This is a genomic window from Caulobacter sp. SRI_008 (assembly GCF_057586355.1).
Map to the genome: position 1 here is coordinate 16,159 of NZ_JBYCZS010000033.1, position 25,685 is coordinate 41,843.

Annotated in this window: 20 protein-coding genes; 10 read left to right on the top strand and 10 right to left on the bottom strand. The window is 69.0% G+C overall.

The genetic code is table 11. From position 1 onward, the window contains the following. The first annotated feature begins 137 nt into the window (after positions 1-137). Complete coding sequence (locus AC2YHT_RS23080) at positions 138-1,085, top strand: acetamidase/formamidase family protein (protein ID WP_487292182.1); 948 nt, start codon at positions 138-140, stop codon at positions 1,083-1,085. Positions 1,086-1,151: 66 nt separating this feature from the next. Here AC2YHT_RS23080 and AC2YHT_RS23085 read toward each other — a convergent pair whose 3' ends face one another. From AC2YHT_RS23085 to AC2YHT_RS23105, 5 genes are all read right to left on the bottom strand, one after another. Beyond that, entirely contained in the window at positions 1,152-1,697 is a 546-nt protein-coding gene (locus AC2YHT_RS23085) for a hypothetical protein (RefSeq protein WP_487292183.1), read from the bottom strand. Between the two features lie 82 nt (positions 1,698-1,779). Beyond that, positions 1,780-1,905, bottom strand: a complete 126-nt coding sequence (locus AC2YHT_RS23090) for a hypothetical protein (protein WP_487292184.1) — start codon at positions 1,903-1,905, stop codon at positions 1,780-1,782. 1 nt (position 1,906) lies between these two features. Next, the gene (locus tag AC2YHT_RS23095; protein ID WP_487292185.1) at positions 1,907-2,476 is read right to left on the bottom strand and encodes a TetR/AcrR family transcriptional regulator; all 570 of its coding nucleotides are present in this window, start codon (positions 2,474-2,476) and stop codon (positions 1,907-1,909) included. After that, positions 2,473-2,814 carry a DMT family transporter gene (locus AC2YHT_RS23100; protein WP_487292209.1) on the bottom strand — a complete coding sequence of 114 codons (342 nt, stop codon included), beginning with the start codon at positions 2,812-2,814 and terminating at the stop codon, positions 2,473-2,475. Before AC2YHT_RS23100 ends, AC2YHT_RS23095 begins: the two co-directional genes overlap by 4 nt. 248 nt (positions 2,815-3,062) lie before the next feature. Beyond that, complete coding sequence (locus AC2YHT_RS23105) at positions 3,063-3,674, bottom strand: TetR/AcrR family transcriptional regulator (RefSeq protein WP_487292186.1); 612 nt, start codon at positions 3,672-3,674, stop codon at positions 3,063-3,065. A gap of 383 nt (positions 3,675-4,057) precedes the next feature. Here AC2YHT_RS23105 and AC2YHT_RS23110 point away from each other — a divergent pair, with 383 nt between their 5' ends. Beyond that, on the top strand, positions 4,058-5,998 hold the full coding sequence (locus AC2YHT_RS23110) for a glycoside hydrolase family 97 protein (protein WP_487292187.1): 1,941 nt from the start codon (positions 4,058-4,060) through the stop codon (positions 5,996-5,998). 487 nt (positions 5,999-6,485) lie between these two features. Here the strand turns inward: AC2YHT_RS23110 and AC2YHT_RS23115 are convergent, their stop codons facing one another. Continuing rightward, positions 6,486-8,222 carry a glycoside hydrolase family 43 protein gene (locus AC2YHT_RS23115; protein WP_487292188.1) on the bottom strand — a complete coding sequence of 579 codons (1,737 nt, stop codon included), beginning with the start codon at positions 8,220-8,222 and terminating at the stop codon, positions 6,486-6,488. A 357-nt stretch (positions 8,223-8,579) separates the two neighbouring features. Then, the gene (locus AC2YHT_RS23120) at positions 8,580-9,563 is read right to left on the bottom strand and encodes a LacI family DNA-binding transcriptional regulator (protein WP_487292210.1); all 984 of its coding nucleotides are present in this window, start codon (positions 9,561-9,563) and stop codon (positions 8,580-8,582) included. A gap of 285 nt (positions 9,564-9,848) precedes the next feature. Here AC2YHT_RS23120 and AC2YHT_RS23125 point away from each other — a divergent pair, with 285 nt between their 5' ends. Continuing rightward, the gene (locus AC2YHT_RS23125) at positions 9,849-10,895 is read left to right on the top strand and encodes a LacI family DNA-binding transcriptional regulator (RefSeq protein WP_370444001.1); all 1,047 of its coding nucleotides are present in this window, start codon (positions 9,849-9,851) and stop codon (positions 10,893-10,895) included. Positions 10,896-10,982: 87 nt separating this feature from the next. Beyond that, entirely contained in the window at positions 10,983-11,360 is a 378-nt protein-coding gene (locus AC2YHT_RS23130) for a YciI family protein (RefSeq protein WP_487292189.1), read from the top strand. A gap of 199 nt (positions 11,361-11,559) precedes the next feature. Here the strand turns inward: AC2YHT_RS23130 and AC2YHT_RS23135 are convergent, their stop codons facing one another. The 3 genes from AC2YHT_RS23135 to AC2YHT_RS23145 are packed head-to-tail and all read right to left on the bottom strand — an operon-like array spanning position 11,560 to position 14,956. Then, on the bottom strand, positions 11,560-12,492 hold the full coding sequence (locus tag AC2YHT_RS23135) for an ROK family protein (RefSeq protein ID WP_487292190.1): 933 nt from the start codon (positions 12,490-12,492) through the stop codon (positions 11,560-11,562). Further along, on the bottom strand, positions 12,489-13,676 hold the full coding sequence (locus AC2YHT_RS23140) for a glycoside hydrolase family 88 protein (protein WP_487292191.1): 1,188 nt from the start codon (positions 13,674-13,676) through the stop codon (positions 12,489-12,491). The genes AC2YHT_RS23135 and AC2YHT_RS23140 overlap by 4 nt, the downstream gene beginning before the upstream one ends. Positions 13,677-13,678: 2 nt before the next feature. Continuing rightward, a complete protein-coding gene (locus tag AC2YHT_RS23145) occupies positions 13,679-14,956 on the bottom strand; it encodes an oligosaccharide MFS transporter (RefSeq protein ID WP_487292192.1) in 1,278 nt (425 codons plus the stop codon). A 270-nt stretch (positions 14,957-15,226) separates the two neighbouring features. On the opposite strand from AC2YHT_RS23145, the gene AC2YHT_RS23150 reads away from it, so the two are divergent. The 6 genes from AC2YHT_RS23150 (at position 15,227) to AC2YHT_RS23175 (ending at position 25,650) form a co-directional block, all read left to right on the top strand. Beyond that, on the top strand, positions 15,227-16,651 hold the full coding sequence (locus tag AC2YHT_RS23150) for a glycosyl hydrolase family 28 protein (RefSeq protein ID WP_487292193.1): 1,425 nt from the start codon (positions 15,227-15,229) through the stop codon (positions 16,649-16,651). Beyond that, the gene (locus tag AC2YHT_RS23155) at positions 16,648-16,926 is read left to right on the top strand and encodes a GntR family transcriptional regulator (protein WP_487292194.1); all 279 of its coding nucleotides are present in this window, start codon (positions 16,648-16,650) and stop codon (positions 16,924-16,926) included. Before AC2YHT_RS23150 ends, AC2YHT_RS23155 begins: the two co-directional genes overlap by 4 nt. Before the next feature lie 335 nt (positions 16,927-17,261). Further along, on the top strand, positions 17,262-20,189 hold the full coding sequence (locus tag AC2YHT_RS23160) for a TonB-dependent receptor plug domain-containing protein (RefSeq protein ID WP_487292195.1): 2,928 nt from the start codon (positions 17,262-17,264) through the stop codon (positions 20,187-20,189). A 71-nt stretch (positions 20,190-20,260) separates the two neighbouring features. Beyond that, positions 20,261-22,600, top strand: coding sequence for a hypothetical protein (locus tag AC2YHT_RS23165; RefSeq protein WP_487292196.1), 2,340 nt, complete (start codon positions 20,261-20,263; stop codon positions 22,598-22,600). A 3-nt stretch (positions 22,601-22,603) separates the two neighbouring features. Beyond that, the gene (locus tag AC2YHT_RS23170) at positions 22,604-23,266 is read left to right on the top strand and encodes a putative 2OG-Fe(II) oxygenase (protein WP_487292197.1); all 663 of its coding nucleotides are present in this window, start codon (positions 22,604-22,606) and stop codon (positions 23,264-23,266) included. A gap of 71 nt (positions 23,267-23,337) precedes the next feature. Next, positions 23,338-25,650 (top strand): heparinase II/III domain-containing protein, encoded by a 2,313-nt coding sequence (locus AC2YHT_RS23175; RefSeq protein ID WP_487292198.1) that lies wholly within the window; start codon positions 23,338-23,340, stop codon positions 25,648-25,650. Positions 25,651-25,685: the final 35 nt, after the last annotated feature.

A 25,685-nucleotide genomic window follows, 5' to 3' on the forward strand; every position in this document is an offset into this window, starting at 1 on the left:
TGAGGTCCGTGCAGGCGGCGCCCAGCGGGCAGGCAGGATGGCGAAAGCGGCCGTGTCGATGGTCGCGCCGCTTCGCCGCCGCGCCGATGCGGCCGGAGACTGGGGGCCGTTTCTTCGTTTCCGGTTCCGCCGTCGCCATGCACCACCACCTGTTCTCCACGCCCGAAACCGTCCGCTTCGGCATCTTCGACGCGGCCTTCGACCCTGTTCTGACCATCCAGCCGGGCGACAGCGTCACCTTCGACTGCGTCTCGGGCGGTCCGGAGGTGATGCCGGGGCCGGAGTCGTGGCTGACCATCCCGCCGGCCCTGCAGGCGATCCACGACGCCAGGCTGGACCGGATCGGGCCGCACATCCTCACCGGTCCGGTGGCCATCGCCGGGGCCGAGCCGGGCGATACGCTGGAGGTGCGCATCGAGGCGGTCGAGCCCAACAACGACTGGGGCTACTGCGCGGTGCGGCCGCTGGCCGGCACGATCCCGGAGGACTTTCCCGACCGCTATGTCAGCCACATCGCCGTCGACAAGGCGCGTGGGGTCTGCAAGCCGCAGTGGGGGCCGGAGCTGCCGCTGCGGCCGTTCTTCGGCACCATGGGCGTGGCCCCGCCGGCCAAGTACGGCCGCCTGTCCAGCCGAGAGCCGCGCGAGCACGGCGGCAACATGGACAACAAGGAACTGGGCGCCGGCGCGACCCTGTTCCTGCCGGTCTGGGTTCCGGGCGCCAACTTCTCGGCCGGCGACGGCCACGGCCGCCAGGGCGACGGCGAGGTCTGCGTCAACGCCCTGGAAATGGGCCTGACCGGGACCTTCACCTTCATCCTGCACAAGGCGTCGGACATCGGCGTGGCGACCTGGCCGCGCGCGGAGACCCCGACCCACTACGTGATCATGGGCTTCAACGAGGACCTGGACCTGGCCATGAAGCAGGCCCTGCGCGGCATGATCGACTTCATCGTGGCGCGCTCGAACCTGACCCGGGTGCAGGCCTACCAGTTCTGCTCCCTGGCCGTGGACTTCCGCGTGACCCAGACGGTCAACGGCGAGAAGGGCGTGCACGGCCTGCTGGAGAAGGGGGTTCTGTTCTAGGCCTTCCTTCTCCTCCCCCGCTCGCGGGGGAGGGGTATGCTCGCCGGGCTATAACGAGGAGGGCGCCTAGGCGGCCAGGGACTGGCCTTCGGGCGCGGGCTCTTCGGCGCGCGACGGCGCCAGGCCCACCCACAGGCTGTAGAGCGGCCAGGCCGCCAGGAAGGCCAGGAGCGGCAGGGTCTCCGTCCAGGAGGATCGGCCGACGTCGATGTTCACCTCCGCCGATGCGGTTCCACCATGGACGGCGACCGGCGACACGGTCGCCAGGGAGACCAGCAGCCCGACGACGATCGCGGCGACGCTGGCGAAGACCATGAGGCCGAAGCTCAGCGTCGTGCGCCGCGCGTCGGCCAGGCGCTTGCGATGCACGCAGAAGCTCACATAGGTCAGGGCGGCGACGGCCGGGTAGAGCGCCAGGCCCATCCAGAATTCCGGGCTGGGAAAGGGATCGGTCTCGCCGAACGCCAGGCTGGCGATCCAGTTCAGGGCGAAGGGCGTCGCGTACCAGGCGGCGTAGACCGCCACGACCGCCAGGACGAAGGTCCCTCGTCCGATCCGCCCGGCCGGTGACAGGAAGGCGGCCAGCCAGGCGCGCGGGCTGCGAGCGGTCATTGATGGTCCCCGAACGGCCGACGAGGCCGCGCGTCCGAGCCTAGGCGAGCCAGGCGGGCGCCTGCAACCATCGCGGCGGCGTTCAGGCGGCGGCCGGGGGCTCTTCGGCCTCGACCGGCGCGGTGTCCGCGGGCGGCGCGGGCGGGACTTCGGCCGGCGGTGACGGCTCGGTCGCCAGCAGGGCCCAGTGGGTGCGGAAGAAGGTCATGTCAGTTCTCCCGGGTCATGGCGATGAGGCGCGCCTGCAGCGCCTGCGGCGGTTCGCTGCCCGGATCGCCGTCGTGCAGCACCCGGGCGAACCAGTAGCCGTCGGCGGCCAGGCGAACGACGTGCAGGCGCGGATCGAGGTCGGTGGCGGCGTGGCGCACGAGGCGCGCGTCGATCCAGTCGCGCCAGCGGCGGCGCAGGGCCGGGTCGGTGACCATCGAGATCGACAGGGCCTGGCCGCTGAGCGCCATGTCGCAGCACTCGAAGGTCGAGACGACATAGGCGCGGGTGAAGCAGCCGTGGGTCCCCTGGCCTTGTTCGTCGTCGGCCATCAGCCGGTCCAGCGCCTCGTCCATCTGTTCGAGCATGAAGTCGAACACGGCGTCGATCAGGGCCTGCTTGCTGGCGAAATGGTGGAAGAGGCCGCCCTTGGTGACGCCGGCGCGGTCGGCCACGGCCTGGACGGTGATGCCGCCCAGGCCCTGCTCCTCGGCCAGGGCGACGGCGGCGTCGAGCAGGGCGCGGCGCACCTGCTCGGGCTGCTTGGGGCGGTTGTAGGCGGTGGTGTTCATCCGTGGGCCACGCTGCGCGAGAAGAGCTGGGTGACCAGCACGCCGGAGACGATCAGGCCGATGCCCAGCAGGGCCGGCGCGTCGAGCTTCTGGCGGAACAACACGACGCCGATCGCCGCCGTCAGCACGATCCCGACCCCGCCCCAGATGGCGTAGGCCACGCCCAGCGGCACGTGCTTGAGGGCCTGGGACAGAAAGTAGAACGCGGCGGCGTAGAGCCCGGCCATGGCCAGGGTCGGGACCAGCTTGGTGAACTGCTCCGACTTCTGCAGGAAGGTGGTGCCGGCCACCTCGGCGGCGATGGCCGCGGCGAGCATGGCGTAGGCGGAAGCGGGGATGGACACGGGCGGGCCTCGATGGTGAGGCTTGCAACATACCGCTTGGTTGGTTTGTTTTCAAGATGGGTGCAGACGATCCTTCTCCCCTTGCGGGAGAAGGTGGCGGCCGAAGGCCGACGGATGAGGGGTCTCTCAGAACTCAAGGACCGCGCCCGGCCTGCCCGCCGTCGCGGCGGTGAGGGCTTTCGACCCCTCATCCTCTCCCGCCTGCGGCGCGGGTCCCTCCCTCTCCCGTAAGGGGAGAGGGATCAGAGGGAGAGCAACCGCCTCACCACGAACTCCAGCATCTCCGGGGTCAGCGGGCGGCGGGTGGCCTGGTTGTTCATGGCCAGGCCGCTGATGACGTCGATGATCAGGTCGGGATCGATCTCGGGGCCAATCTGGCCGCGCTCGACGGCGCGTTCGACGACCTGGCGGTTGTAGGCGCGGCGGCGCTGGAAGTCGTCGCTGGCGCCGTGGAACAGCTCGGGCCGCACGCGGCTCTCGGCGATCAGGAAGCTCATGCACGGCCCCACGACCGGGTCGTTGTAGAGGTCGATCATCGCCTGGCCCAGGGCGACGAGGTCGGTGACGACGTCGCCGGTGTCGGGCAGGCGGGCGAACAGGAAGGCCTCGTTGAAGGCCTCGCCCACCGCTTGCATCGGTGTGGCCCAGCGGCGGTAGAAGGTGGCGCGCGGGGCGCCGGCCTTGTCGCAGATCTTCTCCAGGGTCAGGCCCGACATGCCGTGGGCGGCCAGCACCTCCAGCGCCGCGCGCTTGAGGCGCTTTTCCACCTCGGGGTCGCGCGGCCGGCCGGGGCCGCGGCGGGGAGCGGGCGTGTCGGCGGGCGGGGCGGGCGTCTGTCCGGCGTCGAAGTCCATGACCGCAACCTAGAGGTAAAACCGAACAGCGGTCAAAAAAAGCGGCGCATCCTGGGGAGGATGCGCCGCGAAAACGCGCGATCCTGGGAAGGCTGTCCGCGCGAGGTTCGGGTCGCCGTCAGAACTTGCCTCGCGGCCCGGCCCGGGCGCTGGCGAGGTAAGGTCTCCGCGTCGATGTGGTCATACCTTAATTCGGCAATGAGGTAAGGCCAATAGTTGGCGAGGTCGACCAGGCGGCGAGCGGCGGCTTGCGCGATATTGTTGATATCGATATCAGTTTGTCGATCCCGGTTTGGTCGCGATGCGGCCGGCCGGGGCGTGAACGATAATCGACCGCCCGCGCGCCGATGCGCCGCCAGGGTGGAAGGGGAGGAGGCGACGCGATGAAGCCCACACGCCGCGACCTGGTCGCGCTGGCCGCGATATCCGGCGCCGCCTCGACCGCTCACGCGGGCGAGACCGCCCGGAGTCACCAGATCGCCTCGCCCGACGGCCGGCTGAAGGCGGTGGTCGACGTCTCGGGCGCGATCCCCCGCTGGAGCGCGACCTATGACGGCAAGCCGCTGCTGCTGCCGTCGGACCTGGGGCTATGGCTGGCCGAAGGGCGGCTGCTGGGCGAGGGCGCGAAGCTGGCCGGCGTCACGCCGCAGGTCTTCGAAGGCGACTGGTCGCCGCCGTTCGGGCAGTCGGCGCGCTACGACCAGTCCGGCCGCCAGATCGCCCTGCACATGGTCGATCCCAAGGCGGGGATCCGGTTCGACATCGTCCTGCGGGTGCTGAACGGGGCCGTGGCGGTGCGCTACGTGCTGACGGGCCTGGCCAAGGGCGAGAGCCTGGCGCTGATGGGCGAGCGGACGGGCTTCCGCTTCCCCGACACGGCGCGGCTCTACGCCAGCCGCGACGAGGGCGACATCCACGTCTCCACCCAGACCGGCCTCGCGCCACTGGAACATCCGGACCTGACGGGCTCGTCCGACAAGGGTCCCTTCGCCGACCTGCCGATCACGGTGGACGTCGGCGACGGCGTCTATGGCTTCATCGCCGAGTCCGACCGGCTGCACTATCCGCGCTGCATGGCGCGGGCGCACGACAAGGGCGGGCTGGTCACCTACCTGATGCGCTATCCGGGCCGGGCGACCGGCTGGGGCGGTCAGGACGACACGCCGGAAGAGGCGACCTTCGAGATCGCCGTGGGCCAGAAGACGCCGTGGCGCGTGCTGCTGGCGGCCGACAGCGCCAAGGGTCTGATCGAGCGCCACCACGTGGTCCCGACCCTGGCGACGCCGAACCAGCTGGGCGACGTCTCGTGGGTCAAGCCCGGCCATGCCTTCCGGATCATGAAGCCCTATTCCACCGAGGCCTCGCTGAAGGCGGTCGACTTCGCCCAGAAGCGGAAGATCCAGTACGTGCTGTTCGACGCCCACTGGTACGGCGACGGCACCGACGCCTCGGACCCGACCGCCCCGATCGCCGCCTTGGACCTGCAAAGGGTGATCGACTACGCCAAGGCCAGGGGCATTGGCGTGCTAGTCTATATCGACCGGGTGGCGGTGACCAAGGCGCTGACCGACATGTGCCGGCTCTACCAGCGCTGGGGCCTGGCGGGGGTGAAGCTGGGCTTCATGTGGGAGGGCCGCCAGTCCGACGTCGATTTCATCACCAAGGTGGTGCGGGCGTTCGGCGAGCACGGCATGGTCGTGAACCTGCACGACAACCTGCGGCCGGCCGGGCTGGAGCGCACCCTGCCCAACTACCTGACCCTGGAGGGCGTGAAGGGCAACGAGCAGTTTCCGGCCCCGCGCCACCATGTGAACCTGGCCTTCACCCGGCCGATCGCCGGGCCGATCGACTACACGATCTGCTACGCCCAGGAGCGCAACCAGACCACCAACGCCCACCAGTTGGCGCTGGCGGTCACCTGCTACAGCCCGCTGACCCTGCTCTACTGGTACGACAAGCCCGAGAAGTACGAGGGCCAGCCCTGGCCGGAGCTGGAATGGTTCGACGCCTGCCCGACCACCTGGGACGAGACCCGGGCGATCGCCGGCGAGCTGGGCGAATACGTGATCATCGCTCGCCGCAAGGGCCGAACCTGGTTCCTCGGCGCCCTGACCAACGAGATGGAGCGGCGGCTGGACCTGGATCTGGGTTTCCTGGGCGCGGGTAAGTGGACCGCCGTGCGCTACAAGGACGGCGACCTCGCCCGGCCGGCCAACCGGACCAAGGTCGTGATCGAGCGCCAGGCGGTGGAGGCGGGCACGCGCCTTCGCCTGCAACTGAACGCGGCGGGCGGGCAGGCGATACGGTTCGAGCCGGTGGGGTAGGCAGGGGCGGCATTCACCTCCTTGCCTGCACTCAACGCCGAGCATCCCCGCGAAGGCGGGGATCCAAGCTGTCTTTCAGGATGAGGCGCGACCGTTGATCACCCGCGGACTCGGCTTGGATCCCCGCCTTCGCGGGGAACTGACGGACTGGGGGTGCAGTCGGGGCTGAAGACAAAAAAACGGGGCGCCGGGCAGACGGCGCCCCTTGGTCTTGGAAGTCGGGAGGAACTTGCGTCCAAGAAGTGAGCGCCAGCAGGGAGGCGCTGCAAGATTTGATATCGATACCAATTGATAGGCTCGCTGTCAATCGGTGTTCGGTGACGGGGCTGCTACTCTCCCGTCATCCCGGCCGGAGCGCGCAGAGCCGGACCCAGGAGCGGCCGCATCGCGTGGGCCGTCGCTGGGGCGCGTGATCGATCCGCCGAGCCTGGTCCCCTGGGTCCCGGATAACGGCTTCGCCGTTTCCGGGATGACGAGGAGGAGAGAGCTACCGCGTCACCCAGAACCCGTCGAAATCCGTCCAGCCGATCCGCGTCGCCGTGTTGGCCGGCGTCCCCGCCGGGGCCTGGGCGAAGACGCCGACCTGGCTGCCGACCCAGCGTCCCGGGCGGCTGACGAAGGGGGCACCGACGGGGGTGAAGGCCTGGCCGTCGAGGCTGTAGCTGAGGGTCACTCTGGCGTGCAGCGAACGCAGCATCGAGGGCCAGTAGGGCGAGAACTCCGGCGGCGGATCGGCGACCACGACGGGCTCGGCGGTCATCCGCAGCCAGATGGCGGTCGGGGCCTTGGCCTGGATCACCTCGACCCGTTCGGGTTGGAACTTGTCGGCGCCCAGGCGGTCGACGCGCACCAGGGCGGGGCCGGCGGCGGTGTTCTGCAGGCCGATCCAGGCGTAGTCGGACCCGAACATGACCAGGCCCGCCCGTTCGCCGACCGCCTTGGGCGCGAAGTCGAGTTTCGTGGTCACGGTGAAGCGTTCGGCCGGCAGCTTCTGGGTTAGGAGGGCGCCGGTCTCCCACAGGTTCTCAGGCGAGGAGATCGCCTTCAGCCGCAGGCGGCCGGGCGCGGCCTTGAGGTCGGCCCAGTCGTCGTTCGGATTGGCGTTCCACTGCCAGCCCAGCGACAGGGCGCCGTCGAAATCGTCGCTGTCCTGCGGCGCGAGCAGCGGGGAGGGGGTCTTGGTCGCCGGCTTGCGGTGGGTCAGCACCGGCTGGCCTATGCCGTCGCCGTCGGGATCCTCGCCGATGATGGGCCAGCCGTCCTTCCAGGCCATGGGCTGCAGCCAGACCCGGCGGCCGTAGGAGTCGGCGTCCTGGAAGTGCAGGAACCAGTCCTCGCCGGTCGGGGTGGTCACCCAGGCGCCCTGGTGGGGGCCGTTAATCTCGGTGGGGCCCTGGTCGAGCACGTCGCGGCCCTCGTAGGGGCCGGCCAGCTTGCGCGAGCGGAACACGCCCTGCCAGCCGCCCTTCACGCTGCCGCTGGGCACGAACAGGTAGTACCAGCCATCCCGCTTGTAGAGCTTGGGGCCTTCGGTGGTCATCCACGGGAACGGGCCGCGCGAGGTCTGCACCTTGGGCTGCTTGTCGCCCTCGACCAGGGTGATCGCCTCGCCCACCGCGCGGTCGCCGGCCTTGTTGAGGCGGCGGGCGGTGATGACGTTGGCGAAGCCGGCGCGGCTGCGGGCGAAGGCGGTGACCAGCCAGCCCTGGCCGTCGTCGTCCCAGAACGGGGCCGGGTCGATGACGCCGCGGCGGTCGTCGACCAGCACGGGCTCGGACCACGGCCCGGCCGGGTCCTTGGCCTTGACCAGGAACACGCCGAAGTCAGGATCGGGATAGTAGATCAGGAACTCGCCGTTGCGATGGCGGATGGCTGGGGCCCAGACCCCGCCGCCGCGACGTGGCGTAGAGTGGTGCGCCACGGGGGTGATCTGGGGCAGGGCGTGGCCGATGATCGTCCAGTTGACCAGGTCGGTCGACTTCAGGATCGGCAGGCCGGGCGCGTTGGTGAACGACGAGGAGACCAGGTAGTAGGCGTCGCCCACGCGGACGGCGTCGGGGTCGGAATAGTCGCCGGCCAGGACGGGGTTCTTGTAGGTCCCGTCGCCTTGGTCCGGCAGCCAGGCGCGCTCGCTTTGGGGCGGTTCGGCCGCCGAGACCGGAAGCGCGGCCAGCGCCGCCGCGAGCAGCATCCACCCGCCGAATGCTCGACCCAAGCCCGTCATCACGCCTCCCGGTGTTCTTATTTTGATATCGTTATCATTGGCAGGGAAAAATCCAGGCGAAAACCTCGTCCTTCGACAGGCTCAGGATGAGGTTTTTCTACCGCCCTGGCCGTATCGACAGTCAGCCGTTCGCGACCTTCAAATCCGTGTCTCCCCGCGAAGGCGGGGACCCAAGCAGAGGTTCAGGAGGAGGCGCGGCCGCAGGTTGCCCGCAGGCTCGGCTTGGATCCCCGCCTTCGCGGGGATGCTCGGTGAAAAATGAGCTCAGGCCGCTGAATGTCGATCCGCCCTAGGCCTGCAAAATGGTCTTCATCCTGAGCCTGTCGAAGGGCGAGGACCACGCACCGCAGCGCTGTTCTAGGTCGGCGGCGGGGCGGTCGAGGCGCGTTCGATCAGCTGCAGTTCGCCCTGCACATGGACGCCGGGCTCGCCGCCCGGACGGGCCAGGTCCATGGCCAGCTTGACGGCCGAGGCGGCCATGTCGGCGATCGGCTGGCGGATGGTGGTCAGCTCGGGCCAGACGGTGGTGGCCACCGAGGTGTCGTCGAAGCCGGCGATGCTGAGGTCGCTGGGGATCGACAGGCCAAGGCCGTGGGCGACGGCGCTGACGGCGGCGGCCATGTCGTCGTTGGCGGCGAAGATCGCCGAGGGCCGGCGGCGCAGGTTCAGCAGCTGACGCGCCGCCTCCAGCCCGCCGCGATAGCTGAAGCCGCCGTCGGCGACATAGGCCTCGTTCACGGTCAGTCCGGCCTGCGCCATCGTCTCGCGGAAGCCCTGCTCGCGGCGCTGGGCCGTGGAGTGGGCGGGGTCGCCGCGCACGAAGGCGATGTCGACATGGCCAAGGTCGATCAGGTGGCGGGTCATCATCCGCGCGCCGGCGAAATCGTCGATGAACACGGCCGGCGCGCCTTCGCGCGGGAAGGCGGTGGCGAAGCTGACGGCGCCGACGCCGGCCTTTTCCAGCGACTCCAGGATCGCGGCGTCGTCACACAGCGGCGGCGGCAGGATCACCGAGCCGACGCCGGCGTCGACCAGCTTCTGCACGGCCTGGGCCGGGGTCGGGTGGGCCTGGCTGGGCTCGATCAGCAGCTGGCAGCCGCTCTGGCTAGCTTGTCTAAAAGCGCCCATCAGGTAGTTCGACAGGTTCGACGAGCTGGCGTTCGAATACAGCATGCCGATCAGCGAGACGCCGGTGCGGGTGGCGCGGGCCAGGGAATTGGGCCGGTAGCCCAGGGTCTTGATGGCTTCCTCGACCTTGTCGCGCACGGCCTGGCGCACGTGCGGATAGCCGTTGACGACGCGAGAGGCGGTCATGGAGGAGACGCCCGCGGCCTGCGCCACGTCGTGGATGGTCGGCGCCTGTCGCCTCTGCGTGCTCAAGGAGTCCTCGCCCAAACTGCGACTCTCTACGGGTCGCGGCGCAGTCTAGCGAACACCGCACCGATAAGTCCAAGCGAGAGAAGGAGAAGCGCCCGGCAGGCGAACGCGCGTTTTTGCGCTGGCGTGGGCGACTGGCGCCGCTAGGATGAATTGTTATCGTGAACAATCGCGATGCGTTCCGAGGATGGTGCGTTGGTGAAGAGTCCCCGCAAGGCCAGGCCGGCGTCCGGCGCGGAAGCGACGACCGTGACCGCGCGCCCGGCCCCGCCCCGGACCTCCACCATCCACGACGTCGCCCGCCACGCCGGGGTCGGCTCGATGACCGTGTCGCGGGTGATCCGGGGCACGGCCAATGTCAGCCCGGCCATGCGCGAGCGGGTCGAGGCCTCGGTGCGGGCCCTGAACTACCAGGTCAATGTCGCGGCCCGGGCCACGCGCTCGCGCGCCTCGGCCGCCCGGGTCGGCATCCTCTACAGCAACCCCAGCGCCTCCTATCTCAGCGACATCATGATGGGCGGGCTGGAGCAGAGCTCGAAACTGGCCAGTCACCTGATCCTGGAGCGCTGCGAGGGCTTGGCCGGCCAGAAGCAGGCGGTGAAACGGCTGCTGGCGGCGGGGGTGGACGGGGTGATCCTGCCGCCGCCGCTGTGCGACTCGCGCCAGACCATCGCCATGCTGCGGGCCGAGGGGGTGACGGTGCTGGCCCTGGCGACCGCCCGGCCGATGGTCGACGTCTCCAGCGTGCGCATCGACGACTTCGAGGGCGCGCTGGCCATGACCCGCCACCTGATCGCCCTGGGCCATCGCGACATCGCCTTCATCAAGGGCGACCCGCAGCACACCCCGACGCAGCTGCGCTACGAAGGTTTCCTGGCGGGGATGGCCGAGGCGGGGCTGGACGTGCGGCCCGAATGGGTGGCGCAGGGACTCTTCACCTACCGCTCGGGGCTGGCGGCGGCCGAGAAGCTGTTCGAGGCCCGCCTGCGGCCCAGCGCCATCTTCGCCAGCAACGACGACATGGCCGCCGCCGCCCTGGCCGTGGCGCACGGCCGGCAGATCGCCGTGCCGCGCGACCTGACCGTCTGCGGCTTCGACGACACCGCCGTCGCCACCACCGTCTGGCCGGAGCTGACCACCATCCACCAGCCGATCGCCGAGATGGGCCGGGCGGCGGTCAGCCTGATCGTCGAGGAGATCCGCGCCCGCAAGCTGGGCGGCGATCCGGCGCCGGTGCATCACCTGCTGCCCTTCACCCTGATGGACCGCGCCTCGTCCGACGCCGCGCCGCCCTAAATCTCGCTGGTGATGTCGGCGCCGAAAGGCTTCGATCGTCGTTCCGGCGAGAGGTCGACATGGTCGATCCCGGCGAGGAGACGAGCGATGCGTGTGATGGTGCTGGTCAAGGCCACGGAGGACAGCGAGCAGGGCTTCGTCCGCTCGCCCGAGACGGTGGCGATGATGGAGGCCATGGGCCGTTTCAACGACGAACTGGCGGCGGCCGGGATCCTGGTCACGGCCGACGGCCTGAAACCCTCGTCGGCGGGCAAGCGGGTGGCGTTCGACGGCGCGGCCCGCACGGTGATCGACGGCCCCTTCGCCCAGCCGCGCGAGTTGGTCGCCGGCTTCTGGCTGTGGGAGGTCAAGGATCTGGACGAGGCGGTCGCCTGGGTGAAGCGCTGCCCCAACCCGATGCCCGGACCCAGCGAGATCGAGATCCGGCCGGTCTATGAGCTGGCGGATCTGATGGGGGAGGGCTGAGGACGCGCGAAGATATTTCCGCTCGTCATCCCGGAAAGCCCGCAGGGCTTATCCGGGACCCAGGGGACTGGGCTCTGCGGATCGATCCACCACCCAGGCAGTAGCCGGCGCAGTGCGGCGACCCCTGGGTCCCGGGTCTGCGGTCCGCTGCGCGGCCCTCCGCCCGGGATGACGACGAAGGGGGAGGGCCTATCCGGCCTTAAGCCACCTGCTCGCTCAGCAACTGGCGCGCCTCCTCCAGGCTCCACAGCCGCGCGGCGCCGCGCACGCCGGAGGCGTCGCCCCAGACAGCGGGCTTGATGCGGGTGCTCCAGCGGTCGGCGAACACGCGCCCGGCGACGAGGCCCGGCAAGCGCTGGCAGACCTCGGGCACGTTCGACAGGCCGCCGCCGACGACGATGGCGTCGGGGTCGAGGATGTTGCACAGCACCGCGACCGAGCGGCCCAGGCGGTCCATCAGCCGGTCGAAGGCGGCGGTGGCGGCGGCGTCGCCGGCCCGCCAGGCGGCGATGATCTCCTCGCCGCTGCGCGCAAGTCCCGTCGCCTCCTGGAAGTCGCGGCGCAGGCCCGTGCCCGACACCCACATCTCCAGGCAGCCGTTCTGGCCGCACCAGCAGCGCGGGCCTTCGCGTTCGTCCGCCGTCGGCCAGGGCAGGGGCATGTGGCCCCACTCGCCGGCGATGCCGTTCTCGCCCTCGATCAGCCGGCCGTCGACGACGAGGCCGCCGCCGCAGCCGGTGCCCAGGATGATGGCGAACACCACCCGCGCGCCCGCGCCGGCGCCGTCGACCGCTTCCGACAGCGCCAGGCAGTTGGCGTCGTTGGCCAGCCGCACCGGCCGGTTCAAGGCCTGGGACAGGTCCTCGCGGAAGCGGCGGCCGTTCAGGTACAGCGAGTTGGCGTTGCGCATCACGCCGGTGGCCGGCGAGATCGAGCCGGGCGCGCCGATCCCCAGGGTGCCGCGCGCGCCGAGCTTCTGCTCCAGCTCGCCGACCAGGTCGCGGACGACGTTCAGGGCCTTGTCGTAGTCGCCCGGATTGGGAACGCGGGCCTTGGCCAGCACCTTGCCGCTGGCGTCCAGGGCGGCGGCCTCCACCTTGGTGCCGCCGAAATCCACGCCGATCTGAATCACCAGTAGGGCTCCCAAACCCGGGTGAGGCGGACCAGCGCCTCGAGGAAGAAGTAGTCGCCCCACAGGCAGGCCTCGTCGACGCCGACGCGGTTGGGCATGTGGTAGACGCCGTGGGCCAGGATCCCGGTCCCGGGCTCGCCCAGCGGCAGCAGGTAGCGCTCGCCCAGGGTCTCGACCATGGCCAGGGCGGCGGCCTCGTAGGTCTCACGGTCGGGATCGGCCAGCGGCAGGGCGCGGGCCAACTCCAGCAGGCCGCAGGCGGCGATGGCGGCGGCCGAGCTGTCGCGCTCGGCGTTGGTGAACACCAGGTCCCAGCAGCAGATCAGGTCGCCTGGCAGGCGGTTGAGGAAGTAGTTGGCCAGCCGCGCCGCCAGGGCGATCAGGGCCGGATCGGCCTTGTAGCGATGCACCAGCGGGAAGCCCGAGACGCCCCAGGCCTGGCCCCGCGCCCAGCACGAGTCGTCGCTGAAGCCCTGGTGGGTGCTGCCGCGCAGCGGCGCGCCCGATTTCGGGTCCATGTAGAAGGTGTGGAAGGTCGAGGCGTCGGGCCGCACGATGTGGCGGGCGGCCTCCTCGATGTGACGATCGGCGGCGATGCGGAAGGTCGGGTCGCCGGTCTCCTCGCTGGCCCAGTAGAGCAGGGGAAGGTTGAGGTTGCAGTCGATGATCATCCGCCCGGCCTGCTCGGGATCGGAAAGATCGCCCCAGGCCTGGATGATGCCGGCGGCCGGCAGGTAGCGGGTCATCAGCCGGCGGGCCGCCGCCAGGGCCGCCTGGCGGGCGCCGATGTTGCCGGTCAGCTTCCACCCCGCCACGCAGGACAGCGAATAGAGGAAGCCCAGGTCGTGGTGGTCGACGTTGATCTCGCGGTCGATGCGGTCGCGGAAGCTCTCGACCTGGCGCTCGGCGGCCTGGCGGTAGCGGGCCTCGCCGCTGGCCTCGAAAGCCAGCCACAGCATCCCGGTCCAGAAGCCGTTGGTCCACTCGGTGTTGTCCATCGGCGCATAGACCCCGCCCTCGCTGGAGGGCCTGGGGAAGGCGTCGGTGAACAGGTCGAGGCTGACGTCGATGCGGGCCAGGACGGCGGCGATGATCGCGTCGAGCTTGGCCCGGTCGGGGCGCGGGCGCGCGAGGATCTCGTCGGCGCGGGCGATGGGCTCGCGGGCGGTGGTGGTGTCGGGCATGTTCAGTTGACCTTGGCCACGTCGGCGCCGCCGAGGTCGGCCTGGGCTAGAGCCGGATCGGGCTCGGCGTCCTGGGCGGGCCGGTCTTGCGGCGGGGTGGGCGAGAGGGCGAACACCGAGGCGACCCAGAAGGCGGCCGCGAACAGGGCGATCAGCAGGTAGGTGCTGGGGAAGCCGATCAGGTCGTAGCTCTTGCCGACGATCGGCGACAGGATCGCCAGGCCCAGCGAATGGCCGAAGCTGACGCCGACCAGATAGAGCGTCGAGGCCAGGCGGCTTTCGAAGTGGAAGGCGATGTAGCGAAAGATCGACACCACCAGGATCGGCAGCTCCAGCGAGTGCAGCATCTTCATCGCCGAGATCGGCACGGGGCCGTGCACCAGGCCCGAGCCCGCGATGCGCACGATCATGATCGCCGCGGCCAGCAGCAGGCCGTTCTTGGCCCCGATCTTGTTCACCACGAACGGCGCGACGAACAACATGCCGGCCTCGAGGAAGATCTGGGCCGAGTTCAGATAGCCGAACATGGCCGCGCCCTGTTTCGGGTCGGCGAAGTGCGAGGCGTAGAAGGCCGGGAACTGCTGGTCGTAGACCAGATAGAGGTTCGTCACGCCCAGGATCAGCACCATGAAGCCCCAGAACTTCGGCAGCCGGAAGATGGCCATGGCGTCGGCGGGCTTGAGGGCGTCGGACCGCTCGCGCTCGTCGGCGCTAGGCTCGATCTTGGCGAAGGCCAGCAGCGGCAGCAGGACGAGGCCCGCGCACGAGGCCAGGGCGAAGTTGTAGAGCGGATCCATGTTGAACAGCCGGCCCGAGAAGAAGGCGGCGGCCGCGAAGCCCAGCGACCCCCACAGGCGGGCGCGGCTGTATTCGAAGCCGTACTTGCGGCCCACCCGGTCGACGAACGACTCCAGGGCGTAGCTGCCGGCGATGAAGGTGATGCCCAGATAGGCCCCGCCGGCGATCGCGCCCAGCAGCAGGTTGGTCTTCAGCAGCGGGCCGTAGACGAAGGCGAAGAAGGCGCCCGACAGCACCACCAGGCCGCTGATCAGCCACAGGACATGCTTGCGCAGGCCGACCTTGTCGGAAACGAAGCCGTAGAGCGGCTGGGAGAGCATCGCGAAGATGAAGTTGGCGGCGAAGACCACGCCGGTCTGCGCGCCGGTCAGGCCCAGGGTCCGCTTCAGCCACAGGGCCAGCAGCGAGATGCTCATGGCCTGGGCGAAGAAGTAGAAGAAGAGGAAGGCGCTCAGCAGCGCGTAGTTCTTCCGGAAACCCATGCGACTCCCTCCCATCGCCGCGCCGTCCGCGCTTCATGGCGCGGTCGGTCCAGCCGTTCGGTCATAGACCAAACTGATAACGATACCAAGCGCTTTTGCGCCCTTCTTCGCCTGCGAAGCCGGGGCTTGCATGGCGTGTCTGATATCGATATCAATTAGCAGCCTTCGGGCGTCCCGCAAGCGATTTCGACGACCCGTCTCTTTCGGGGCGCCGGTCGTCCGGGCCAATCAAGACGCCGCGCCAGAGCGTCGACCAGGGGAGAGACAAGGATGCGTTCGCCTGCTCGTGGAATTCCGGCCCTGCTCGCCGCCGTCGCGTTCGGCGCGCTGGCCGCGGGCGCTGCATTGGCCGACGAAACCCCCGGCCTGACGATCCATCCGCTGCCGCCGGGCGGGCTGTTCTACACCATGCACAACGACACGTTCACGGTGCGGGTGCGCAAGCCGGGCGGTCCCTGGCGCGACCTCTACGAATACACCGCCAAGGTCGATTCCGACGGCCCCAGCGACGTGTCGGTGGTGCAGTTCGACTTTACGGGCCAGGTCGAGATCGGCGTGCGCAAGAACAACGGCGACTTCAAGCGCGTCGAGGTGCGGCCCACCCGCAACGCCATCAAGCCCAAGGTCGAAATGGGCGTCGTCACCTTCACCATCGACAAGCCGCAGAACCTGTCGATCGAGTTCGACGGCGACCGGCTGCACAACCTGCTGATCTTCGCCGGCGCGCCGATCGAGCGGCCCGCGCCCGGCCCCGACGTGGTGTTCTACGAGCCCGGCCTGCACATCCCGCCCGGCGGCGGCCAGTTCTTTCCGGTGAAATCGGGCCAGACGATCTATGTCGCCGGCGGGGCGGTGCTGCAGGGGACCTTCAAGCCCGAGGGTGTGGAGAACGTGCGGATCATCGGCCGCGGGATCATCGACCGGCCGGCCGAGCAGCTGGTGGTGCAGGATTCGAAGAGCGTCACCGTCGAGGGCCTGACCTTCCTGACGCCCAAGCACGGCACGATCGCCTGCGCCTCGTCCAGCAACGTCACCTTCCGCGACATCCGCACCTTGTCGAACGGGTCGTGGTCGGACGGGATCAACGTCTTCGCCTGCAGCGACGTGACCGTCGAGCGGGCCTTCATCCGCACCTCGGACGACAGCGTCGCCGTCTACGCCACCCGCAAGAACGGCAAGGGCGACACCCGCCGGGTGCGGGTGCGCGACTCGATCTTCTGGCCCGACGTCGCCCACGCGGTGTTCATCGGCCTGCACGGCGACAGCGAAAAGCCCAACGTGCTGGAGGATCTGCGCTTCGAGAACATCGACATCCTGGGCCTCGACGAGGACGACCCCGAATACCAGGGCGCTCTGGCGATCAGCGCCGGCGACACCAACACCGTGCGCGACGTGGTGTTCGACGGGATCCGGGTGGATCAGATCGAGGAGGGCAAGCTCTTCAACGTGCGCACGGTGTTCAACGCCAAGTACGGCACGAGCCCGGGGCTGCTGGTCGATGGGGTGACGTTCCGCAACATCGACTTCACCGGCGACGGCTGGCCCAGCCCCTCGACGCTCTCGGGCTACGGTCCGGACCGGCCGGTGAGGAACATCCGCTTCGAGAACGTGACCATCGGCGGCAAGCGGCTGAAGGCGGCCGATCCGGCGGTGATCGAGATCGGCCCCAATGTCGAAGGGGTGAGCTTCAAGTGACCGCCTCGCCTGGCCTCTTCTGGGCGCCGCTGAAGCGCACCGGCCGGGTGGCGCTGTATCGGCAGTTGGCCGACCGGCTGCGGGCGGCGATCCTCGACGGCGAGCGTCGCCTGCCGACCGAGCGCGAGCTGGCCAGCGGCTTCACGGTGGCCAGGATCACCGTCCGGGCGGCGCTAGACCTGCTGGCGGCCGACGACCTGATCTCGCGCCGGCCCAGGCATGGAACAGTGGTGAAGGCGCGTGATCGTACAGGTGAAACCTCGCTTCACGCATGAAATCGATGGCGCGACCGGTCGTGAATTCGTCGTGCCGCGTACATCCTGAAGTTTTCATTCGACGCTGTGCTGATCGCACGTAGCGGGCGACGCCGTATTGCTGATCGAAAGCTGTCAGGATAGCTGAGACAGCGCCGTTCATTGCGCGATCATGTGGTGTGAATGTTTCCGACATGTCGGCGCCGAAATCCCGTTGACAGCGTTCAAAATGCGCTGATATCGATAACAACAAGCCGATCGGGGCGCCTGGGGCGCTCTCGAAAACGACAAGGCGGTCGGCGCGCCGGCCCCGCCGCGAGGCGAGGCCGGGCTGAAAGTCCGAAGGGGAGGATAGGATGGCTGGTCTCGGCCCTAAGCGCGGATGCAACCGCGCCCTGCAGGTTTCTCACATGGTTCTGGCCCTGGCCGCCGGCGCGAGCGCGATGTCGGTCGCGGCCGCCGCGCACGCCCAGGCCGCGACCGAGGCGACGAAGACGGCGCCGGCCGCCGCCGCTAAGGCCGCGCCGGTCGAGACGGTCGAGCCCACGGCCGTCGACGAGGTGCTGGTCACCGGCGTCATGGTCGGCACGGCCGCCAAGAAGGCCAATGTCTCGTTCTCGGTGCTGAACGAGGACGACATGAGCAAGTTCACGCCGATCAGCGCCGACGACATGCTGCGCGACATGCCCGGCGTGGTGGTCGAGTCCAACGACGGCGTGGCCCGCAACGAGGTCTTCACCCGCGGCATGACCATCGGCACCGGGGCCAACACCTCGGGCTATTTCTGGACGACGATCCTGGAGGACGGCCTGCCGGTCGTGCCGTTCAAGTTCAGCGGCTTCCAGGACGGCTATTTCTACCGCGCCGACATCTCGACCAGCCGGGTGGAGTCGGTTCGCGGCGGCTCGTCGGCGACGGGCGTCACCACCGGCATCGGTTCGACCTTCAACTACATCACCGGCAAGGTGAAGCCGGGCGGCATGATCCAGACCCGCGTGGGCTTCGAGGGCGAAGACCTGCACCTGTCGTGGAAGCAGGTCGACGCCGCCTATGGCTGGGTCAACGACGCCGGCGACATGGGGCTGGGCGTCAGCGGTTTCTACCGCCGCTCGAACGGCCAGGTGGATCCGGGCTTCGACCTGAACCACGGCGGCCAGTTCAAGGTGAACCTGTACAAGGACTACGACACCGCCAACGGCAGCGGCTCGTTCAACGTCATCTACAAGCACCTGGACGACACCAACGCCGAGCTGACCACCTTCCAGCAGCCGACCTACGGCTATGAGGATCCCCAGGAGATCCCGGGCTTCGGCCGCGACGTGAACCTGTTCATGAACGGCGGCAAGCAGACGGTGCCGAACTACTTCACCAGCGGCACGCACAGCCTCGATCCGTCGGCGGGCTATCGCTACAAGCAGGACGCCCTGGGCCTGCGCTGGAACCACGACATGGGCGAGCGCCTGACCTTCACGGGCTCGGCGCGGATCCAGAAGTCGACCTATCGCGGGCAGTCCTACAAGCCCCAGGGCCTGGCATCGCTGGGCTCGGCGGCGGCGACGCGCGAGCGCTTCGGCCTCAACATCAACAATCTGGACCGCACGCCGGGCTATTACGTGTTCACCAACGCCGCCGGCCAGGAAGTGGCCCGCGTGGCCAACAACGTGGCCGGTTCGCAGCTGGGGACCAACTATCGCACGGGCGTGGCCTGCCCGCGGGTGACGGCCACCACCTTCCAGACCGCCAGCCTGTGCATCGTCGGCAACACCCTGCCCAACCGCGATATCGACATGCGCGGCGGCCTGGTCACGGCCACCATCCCCAGCGCCGACGGCAGCTACAACTCGGGCACCGTGCCGACCGGCACGAGCTCGCAGGACCTGGTGCTGCTGACCCGAGCCGAGGACAACTACCGTGAATCCGTCGACTACATGGGCAACTTCACGGCCACCTATCGCGGCGAGACCTGGAGCGTGAACGGCGGCCTCTACGTCTCGCGCTCGGAGCAGGTGAACGACAACTGGGCCAACGGCCTGGGGGTGTCGGCCTGGGCCGACGGCCAGGTGCAGAACCTGAACGTCAAGTACGTGACCAACGGCGGCACGAGCTATCAGCTGACCGACGCCGGCGGCTGGGGCTCATATGGCAGCGGCCTGTTCACCACCGTCTCGCAGCGCGCGCGGATCATGGAATTGTCGCCCTATGCCGGCTTCTCCTGGGCGCCGAACGAGCACTGGGATTTCAACGCCAGCATCAAGTACCAGTACTTCCACGCCCGCACCTCGTCGGAGACCTGGGACACCCGCAACTCGGGCGCCAGCTCGCTGACCAACGGCGGCCTCGATGGCGATCCGCTGACGGTCTACGACAACGTCTACATGACCAGGACGGCGGCCAAGGTGATCGGGGCTGACAAGGACCTGGGGCTCTTCGACTACAGCGTGGCGCTGGGCTACAATTTCGACAGCCGGAACAAGATCTATTACCGCTATACCGACGCCAAGCAGCCGTCGATGGGCATCATCAACCGCTATTCGACGGCGGCGACCCTGGTGCGCCCGCTAGGCCCGACGGCCTACATCAAGGGCCACGAGGCCGCCTATACCTTCGGCGATCGCCGGTTCAACGGCCAGATCACCTACTTCTACCAGAACTTCGCCGTGAACGATTATCCGACCGGCATCGATACCGACAACGTCTCGACCTACCTGCTGCCCGAGAACTTCAACAAGTACTTCACGCGCGGCGTCGAGGGCTGGACCAAGTGGAAGATCACCCGGAATCTGTCGTGGGACGCCTCGGTGACCTATCTGAACGGCAAGACCACCGAGGCCTATAACTGGCTAAACGTCGGGGCCAACGGCCTGGGCGCGGCCGACGACGTGCTGCGCGTCGACTCCGGCATCCTGGCGCGCTCGCCCAAGTGGACGGTCAGCAACACGGTCTCGTACCGCTACAAGGACTTCCGCTTCAACGCCCGCCACCGCTGGATGGACGTGCGCAAGGTCAATACCAACTCGCTCGACCATCGCTATCTGCCCGAGCAGAAGAACCTCGACGTCTCGGTGCAGTACGAGGGCCTGAAGGACCACAAGACCCTGATCACCCTCGATGTCCGCAATGTGCTGAACGACCAGTACATCTCGGCCTACGACGCGATGATCAGCTCCAACCTTCCGACCAACGTGCAGGTCTACGACGTCGTCGAGCAGCTGCCGGAGTCGGGCTTCCTGATCAAGCGCAACGCCCCGCGCTCGGTCTGGCTGACCGTCCGGACGCAGTTCTAAAGGCCCGTGGCGGGGGACTGGTTCTCCGGTCCCCCGCTTCGCCATTTCTCCTCCAGGCACGAGCGGCGCGCATGACCCGACATCGACTGATCCTCGGCGCCGGCGCTCTGCTCGGCTTCCTGGCGGTTCAGGCCCAGGCCGCGACCCCGCTGATCGACAGGATCACCTTCGGCGACGCGGCCTCCGAGACCGCCCACGCGGTCGATACCAAGGCCTCGGAGCTGGTGACCGGCGGCCTGGGCGTTGCGGCACGCCGGCTGCCGCCCGCGGCGCCGGGCGAGCGCTTCAGCGGCGAGCTGAAATTCAGCCTGGCGGTCGATCCGGCGATCCAGAACTACGCCTCGATCCGGCTGTGGGGCGGCGACGTCAATGACGGCAAGCTGGTGCTGTTCTGCGACGGCAGGCAGGTCGGCTATCGCCACCTCGGCGACGTCGAGATCCTCGACATCGGAACACAGGCCCCGCCCTTCGCCGGGCGCTTCACCTACCGCACCTTCCCGTTGCCGATCACCCTGACTAGGGGCCGTTCGCGGCTGGACTGCGCCATCCGCGCCAGCGGGCCCTTCGCGGTCTACACCCAGAAGTTCGAGAGCTTCCAGAAGCCGATGGCCCAGGCCTCGCGGCCGATCTACGCGCTCTACGTCCACGCCGATCCGTTCCTCGACAGCGGGGATGCGCCCGGGCAGGCGCCGCCCTTGGCGGCCGCGCCGACCGCAGGTCCCGAGGTGCTGGACGAGTTGAAGGTCCGCGTGAACCGCGAGATCGAGCGCAAGCTGGCCCAGCCGGGGCCGGTGGAGCTGCTCGAGGCCCAGTTCCTGGCCCGCGCCTATCGCCTGGACTGGACCAGGGCCTACAAGAACCCGGCCGTGCTGAAGAAGCTGGTGCTAGCCGGCGACGCCTATGCCCTGCGGTTCCAGGCCGATCCGACCAGCGTCTTCGTCGACGGCTCGCGCACCAATCCCGACTGGGAGGTGCTAGGGCCCTACGGCAAGGTGCTGCGCCTGCTGGGCGCCGACGTCGCGCCCTATCTGGATGCACCGGTTGAGGGCGGGCAGGGCAGCCGCCGCGAGGCCTACGCCCGGATGCTGGACGCCGGGCTGCGCTACGCCCTGACGCACAGGCGACTCTACACCAACCAGTCGATGATCGTCGATTTGCAGGGGATCTACTGGAGCAACGAGGGCCTGCGGGCGTTGGCCAGTCCGCTGGCGCGGCCCGAGCCGCAGATGCGCAGGTTCCTCTACGAGTCGATGGGTCTTTCGCCCTGGAGCGGCAGCCTCGACGAGGCCGGCAAGCCGACCTTCTCCAGTTCCGCCGCCGATACGGGCGGCTTCCGCTCGGCGGACGGCTACAAGCTGTTCACCGACGTCGGGCTCTCCAAGGAGCTGGGCTATGTGGGCAGCTACGGCGAGATCCTCGACTGGGCGGCGGGCGTCTACCTGGCAACCGCGCCGGGGCCGGGCGGGCAGGGCGATCCGGCGCTGCGCGACCAACTGCTGAAGATGGCCCGGGCGCGCCTGCCGTTCCGCTATCCGGGGATCGACGCCGAGGGCGCGGCGACCATGCTGCTGGAGGCGCCGATCGGCTGGCGCGATCCCGTCTATCCCGGCGCGACCACCTATGTGCAGAAGTCGGGCTGGGACAACACGCCGTTCCAGGTCGCCGTCGCCACCCGAGATCCGCGGCTGATGGCCATCGCCCGCCAGGCCCTGGACGACGGCCAGTACTACGCCGTGCTGCGCGACCGCCTGAAGGACAGGAACCAGCGCACCACCATCGGCCTGCTCGACGCCTATGACGAATGGCTGGCGGTGAAGGCCTGGCCCAAGTCGAGCGTGAAGCTGCCGATGACCCCGGGCCAGCCCGACTTCGTGTTCGCCGATCCCGAGGACGGGGTGGTGGCGATCAAGAACGGCGACGAGGTGCTCTACGCCTCGCTCTACTGGCGGGCCAATTGCGGGGTGAACCGGCTGGCGCGCTTTCACTACCAGACCCCTACCATCGACCGCATCGCCACCATCGCCGCGCGGGTGGACTTCGAGCCCAGCGGCAGGACCTGCGTGCGACGGGCGACGCCGCACATCTCGGCCGGCTCGATCCCGATCGTCGCCTATCCGGGCGAGGCGCCGGCGGCGCTGGAGGGCGAGGTCCTGCCAGTGGCCAAGGGGCCGCCCGAGGCCCGCTACAAGGACCAGGACAATCCCTATGCCGGCCGCGGCCAGTACTATGAGGCCACCTATGGTCCCTACCGCATCGCCATGAACGCCGGGACCAAGGCGGTGGTCGTCGCCCTGCCCAAGGCGGCGGGCGAGCGGACCGATCTGGTCACCAGGCGCAAGATCGCGCCGGACGCCGCGAGCCTGACCCTGGCGCCGGGCGCGACGGCGGTGATCTGGTCGCCGGGGCGGTAGGCCATGACCCACGATCACGACCTGCGGCTGGTCGCGCCGTTCAGCCCGACGATCATCAAGGCGACGATCCCGCCGGCCCTGGTCGAGCGCCTGAACGCCCGCATCGACGAGATCGTCGCCACCCGGGAAGAGGTCGCCGCCCGCGACTGGTCGGCCCATCTGGCCGGGGCGGTCAGCACCGAGATCCGCTTCACCGACGTGATCCGCGAGACGGGCGAGCTGGCCGACTTCCTCTACGACGTGGCCCGCACCTTCACCTACCGGTGCGAGAACGCCCTGATGCACTTTTCCGACTACGAGCGCACCGAGGAGCTCGAGGCGAAAAAGCTGCGCATCGAGATCAAGGAAGGCTGGATCAACGACATGGTCGCCGGCGACTACAACCCGGCCCATTTCCACCAGGGCTGTCTCTATTCCAGCGTCGGCTTCCTGCGGGTGCCGCCCGGTTACGAAGCCGAGTTCGCGGCCGACAAGGCCCGCCAGAACACCGCCGGCTGCCTGCAGTTCATCGACAGCCGCAGCGCCGTAGGGGTCAAGAACCTGTTCACGGTCAAGCCGGTGGTCGGCGACTTCTACCTGTGGCCGTCGTGGATGCTGCACTGCGTCTACCCGTTCCGCAGCCCGGGCGTGCGGCGGTCGATGGCGGTGAACCTGGCCCTGGCCTGAGGCGGCTTGCGCCTTGTTCTGATATCGATATCATAATCACGAGCCGGAAGAGCTTGCGGGGAGTGTTGCGCGTGAAGAGCCTGATGAAGCTGACGGTGTCCGGCCTGGCCCTGGCGGCCTGTCTCGTGGCGGGAGCCGCCAGCGCCCAGACCCTGAAGTCGGGCCATCCTTACCTGACCTTCAGCGACGCCCACGTCGCCCAGTTCAAGGCCCGCGTCGCCGAGGATCCGAACGCTAAAGCCGCCTGGGCCAAGGCGAAAGCTGACGCCGACGCGGCCCTGGCGCGCAAGCCGGCCAACGACCGCGAGCTGAACGCGGCGCTGATGGGCCTGTCCTTGACCTACCGCATGACCGGCGAGCGCAAGTACGCCGACCGCGCCAAGGCCCTGCTCGACATCTATGCCGGCCGCGCCAACTGGGTGACCGACAAGCCGCTGCTGGCCCGCGACCCGGTGTGGAACTCCGACCTGGGCATGGGCACCAGCGCCTACACCTATGGCCTGACGTTCGACGCCATCCACGACGCCCTGACCCCGGCCGAGCGCGCCCGCCTGGCCAAGGCCCTGGTCAAGGGCGCGATCGCCCCGACCCTGAACGACTGGGTCGACGGCAGGGAGCGGATCCACAGCCTCGACACCATGGGCCACAACTGGTTCAGCCACATCGTCTTCGGCGCGGGCGTGGCGGCGATCGCCATCAAGACCGACGAGCCCCAGGCCGACGCCTGGATCCGCCGCATCGACGAGGCGGCCGAAGAGTGGGCCAACTATGACGGCAGCGCCATCGAGACCAAGCCGCAGCACTTCGCCTCGAACGGTGCCTTCGTCGAGAGCGTCAACTACGCCGACTTCGCCGCCGAGGGCTATCTGCGCTTCAAGCGCGCCTGGCTGGACGCCTTCAAGGAAAAGCCGGCGGCGACGCCGCGCCTGGCGGGGCTGGGCGACTACTTCATCCAGAACCTCTACCCGACCGCCGGCGGCTTCCTGTCGACCAATTTCGGCGACGGCAATCCGACCTCCAGCGGCGCCAGCGCCATCGCCAACCTGTGGGCCACGGGCGACCAGCAGGCGCGTTACCTCTGGTATCTGAACACCGTGCGCCCCGATCCCAAGCAGGACGTCTTCGCCGAGCCCGAGAACCTGGTGCAGTGGCCTTCGCTCAAGACTTGGGCCTCGGTCGGCAAGGGGCCGGGCCTGCCGACCAGCTGGATCGACGGTGACCTGGGCGCGGCGACGATGCGTTCGTCCTGGGCACCGGACGCGACCTTCCTGGCGCTGCGCTCGGGCTTCACCTGGAACCACAACCACGCCGACGCCGGCAGCTTCATCCTCTGGCACAAGGGCAAGCAGCTGCTGATCGACTCCGGCAACAGCAGCTACGCCCGGCCCGAATACGACGGCTACTATCGCCAGAGCGTGGCCCACAACGTCGTGACGCTGGATGGCCAGGCCGAGCCGGAGAGCACCACCTACAACGGCTCGCACTTCGTGGGGCGGGTGGATCACCTGGTCGACGCCGGCGACCTGCGCTTTGTCTGGGCCGACGCCACGGGACCGAACGCGGCGACCTTCGAGCGCAAGTACCGCAGCTTCCTGTGGGTGGGCGACACCATCCTGGTCATCGACGACCTGAAAGGCTGGAAGCCCGGCCGGTTCGAGTGGCTGCTGCACTACGAGGGCGAGGCCAGGCGCCAGGGCCAGGTGATCACCGTGAAGAACGGCGAGGCCGAGGTCGCCGTGCGACCGCTGTTTCCGCAGACCCTGCCGGACGGCGGGCTGTTCAGCGACTATCCCGAGCTGCTGCGGATGGCCGAGGGCAAGGGGCTGAAGGACCATGCGCCCGACGAGGCGCAAGCCTATCTGCGCCTGCAGGCGCCGGGCGTCACCGACCGCACCAAGTTCGTCGTCGCCCTGACGCCCAATGGTCCTGATCCCGCGCCGAAGATCGAGCGGGTCGAGGGCAAGGACTGGCTGATGACGCGGATCACCCAGAAGGGCGAGGTGACCGAGGTCTATCTCAACCTGCTGGCCGACGGCCGCATCCGCCACCGCAACGCCAACGCCGAGCTCGGCGGCTGGCAGACTGACGCCTACCTTCTCGCCCTGACCTATCCGGAGGGCGGCTCGCCGCAGAAGCCCAGGCGGTGGTTCGTGGCCGACGGCAGCTATCTGCGCCGTGACGGCAAGGTGGAGCTGGACAGCCTGTCGAAGGCCTTCGTGGTCAAGACCCGGACCGGGCAGGGCGTCGAGGCCAGCATCCAGGGCCAGCCGACCTACGCCGTCCGCCTGGCCTGCGATGGCGCGAAGACGGTCAGGATCGACGGCGCCGCCAAGGCCTGCGAGGGCGACGTCGCCCTGGCCCGGCGCTCGCTTCCGCCGCGCTGAGAAACCTCTGAGACCTATTGTCGCATTTGTCAGAC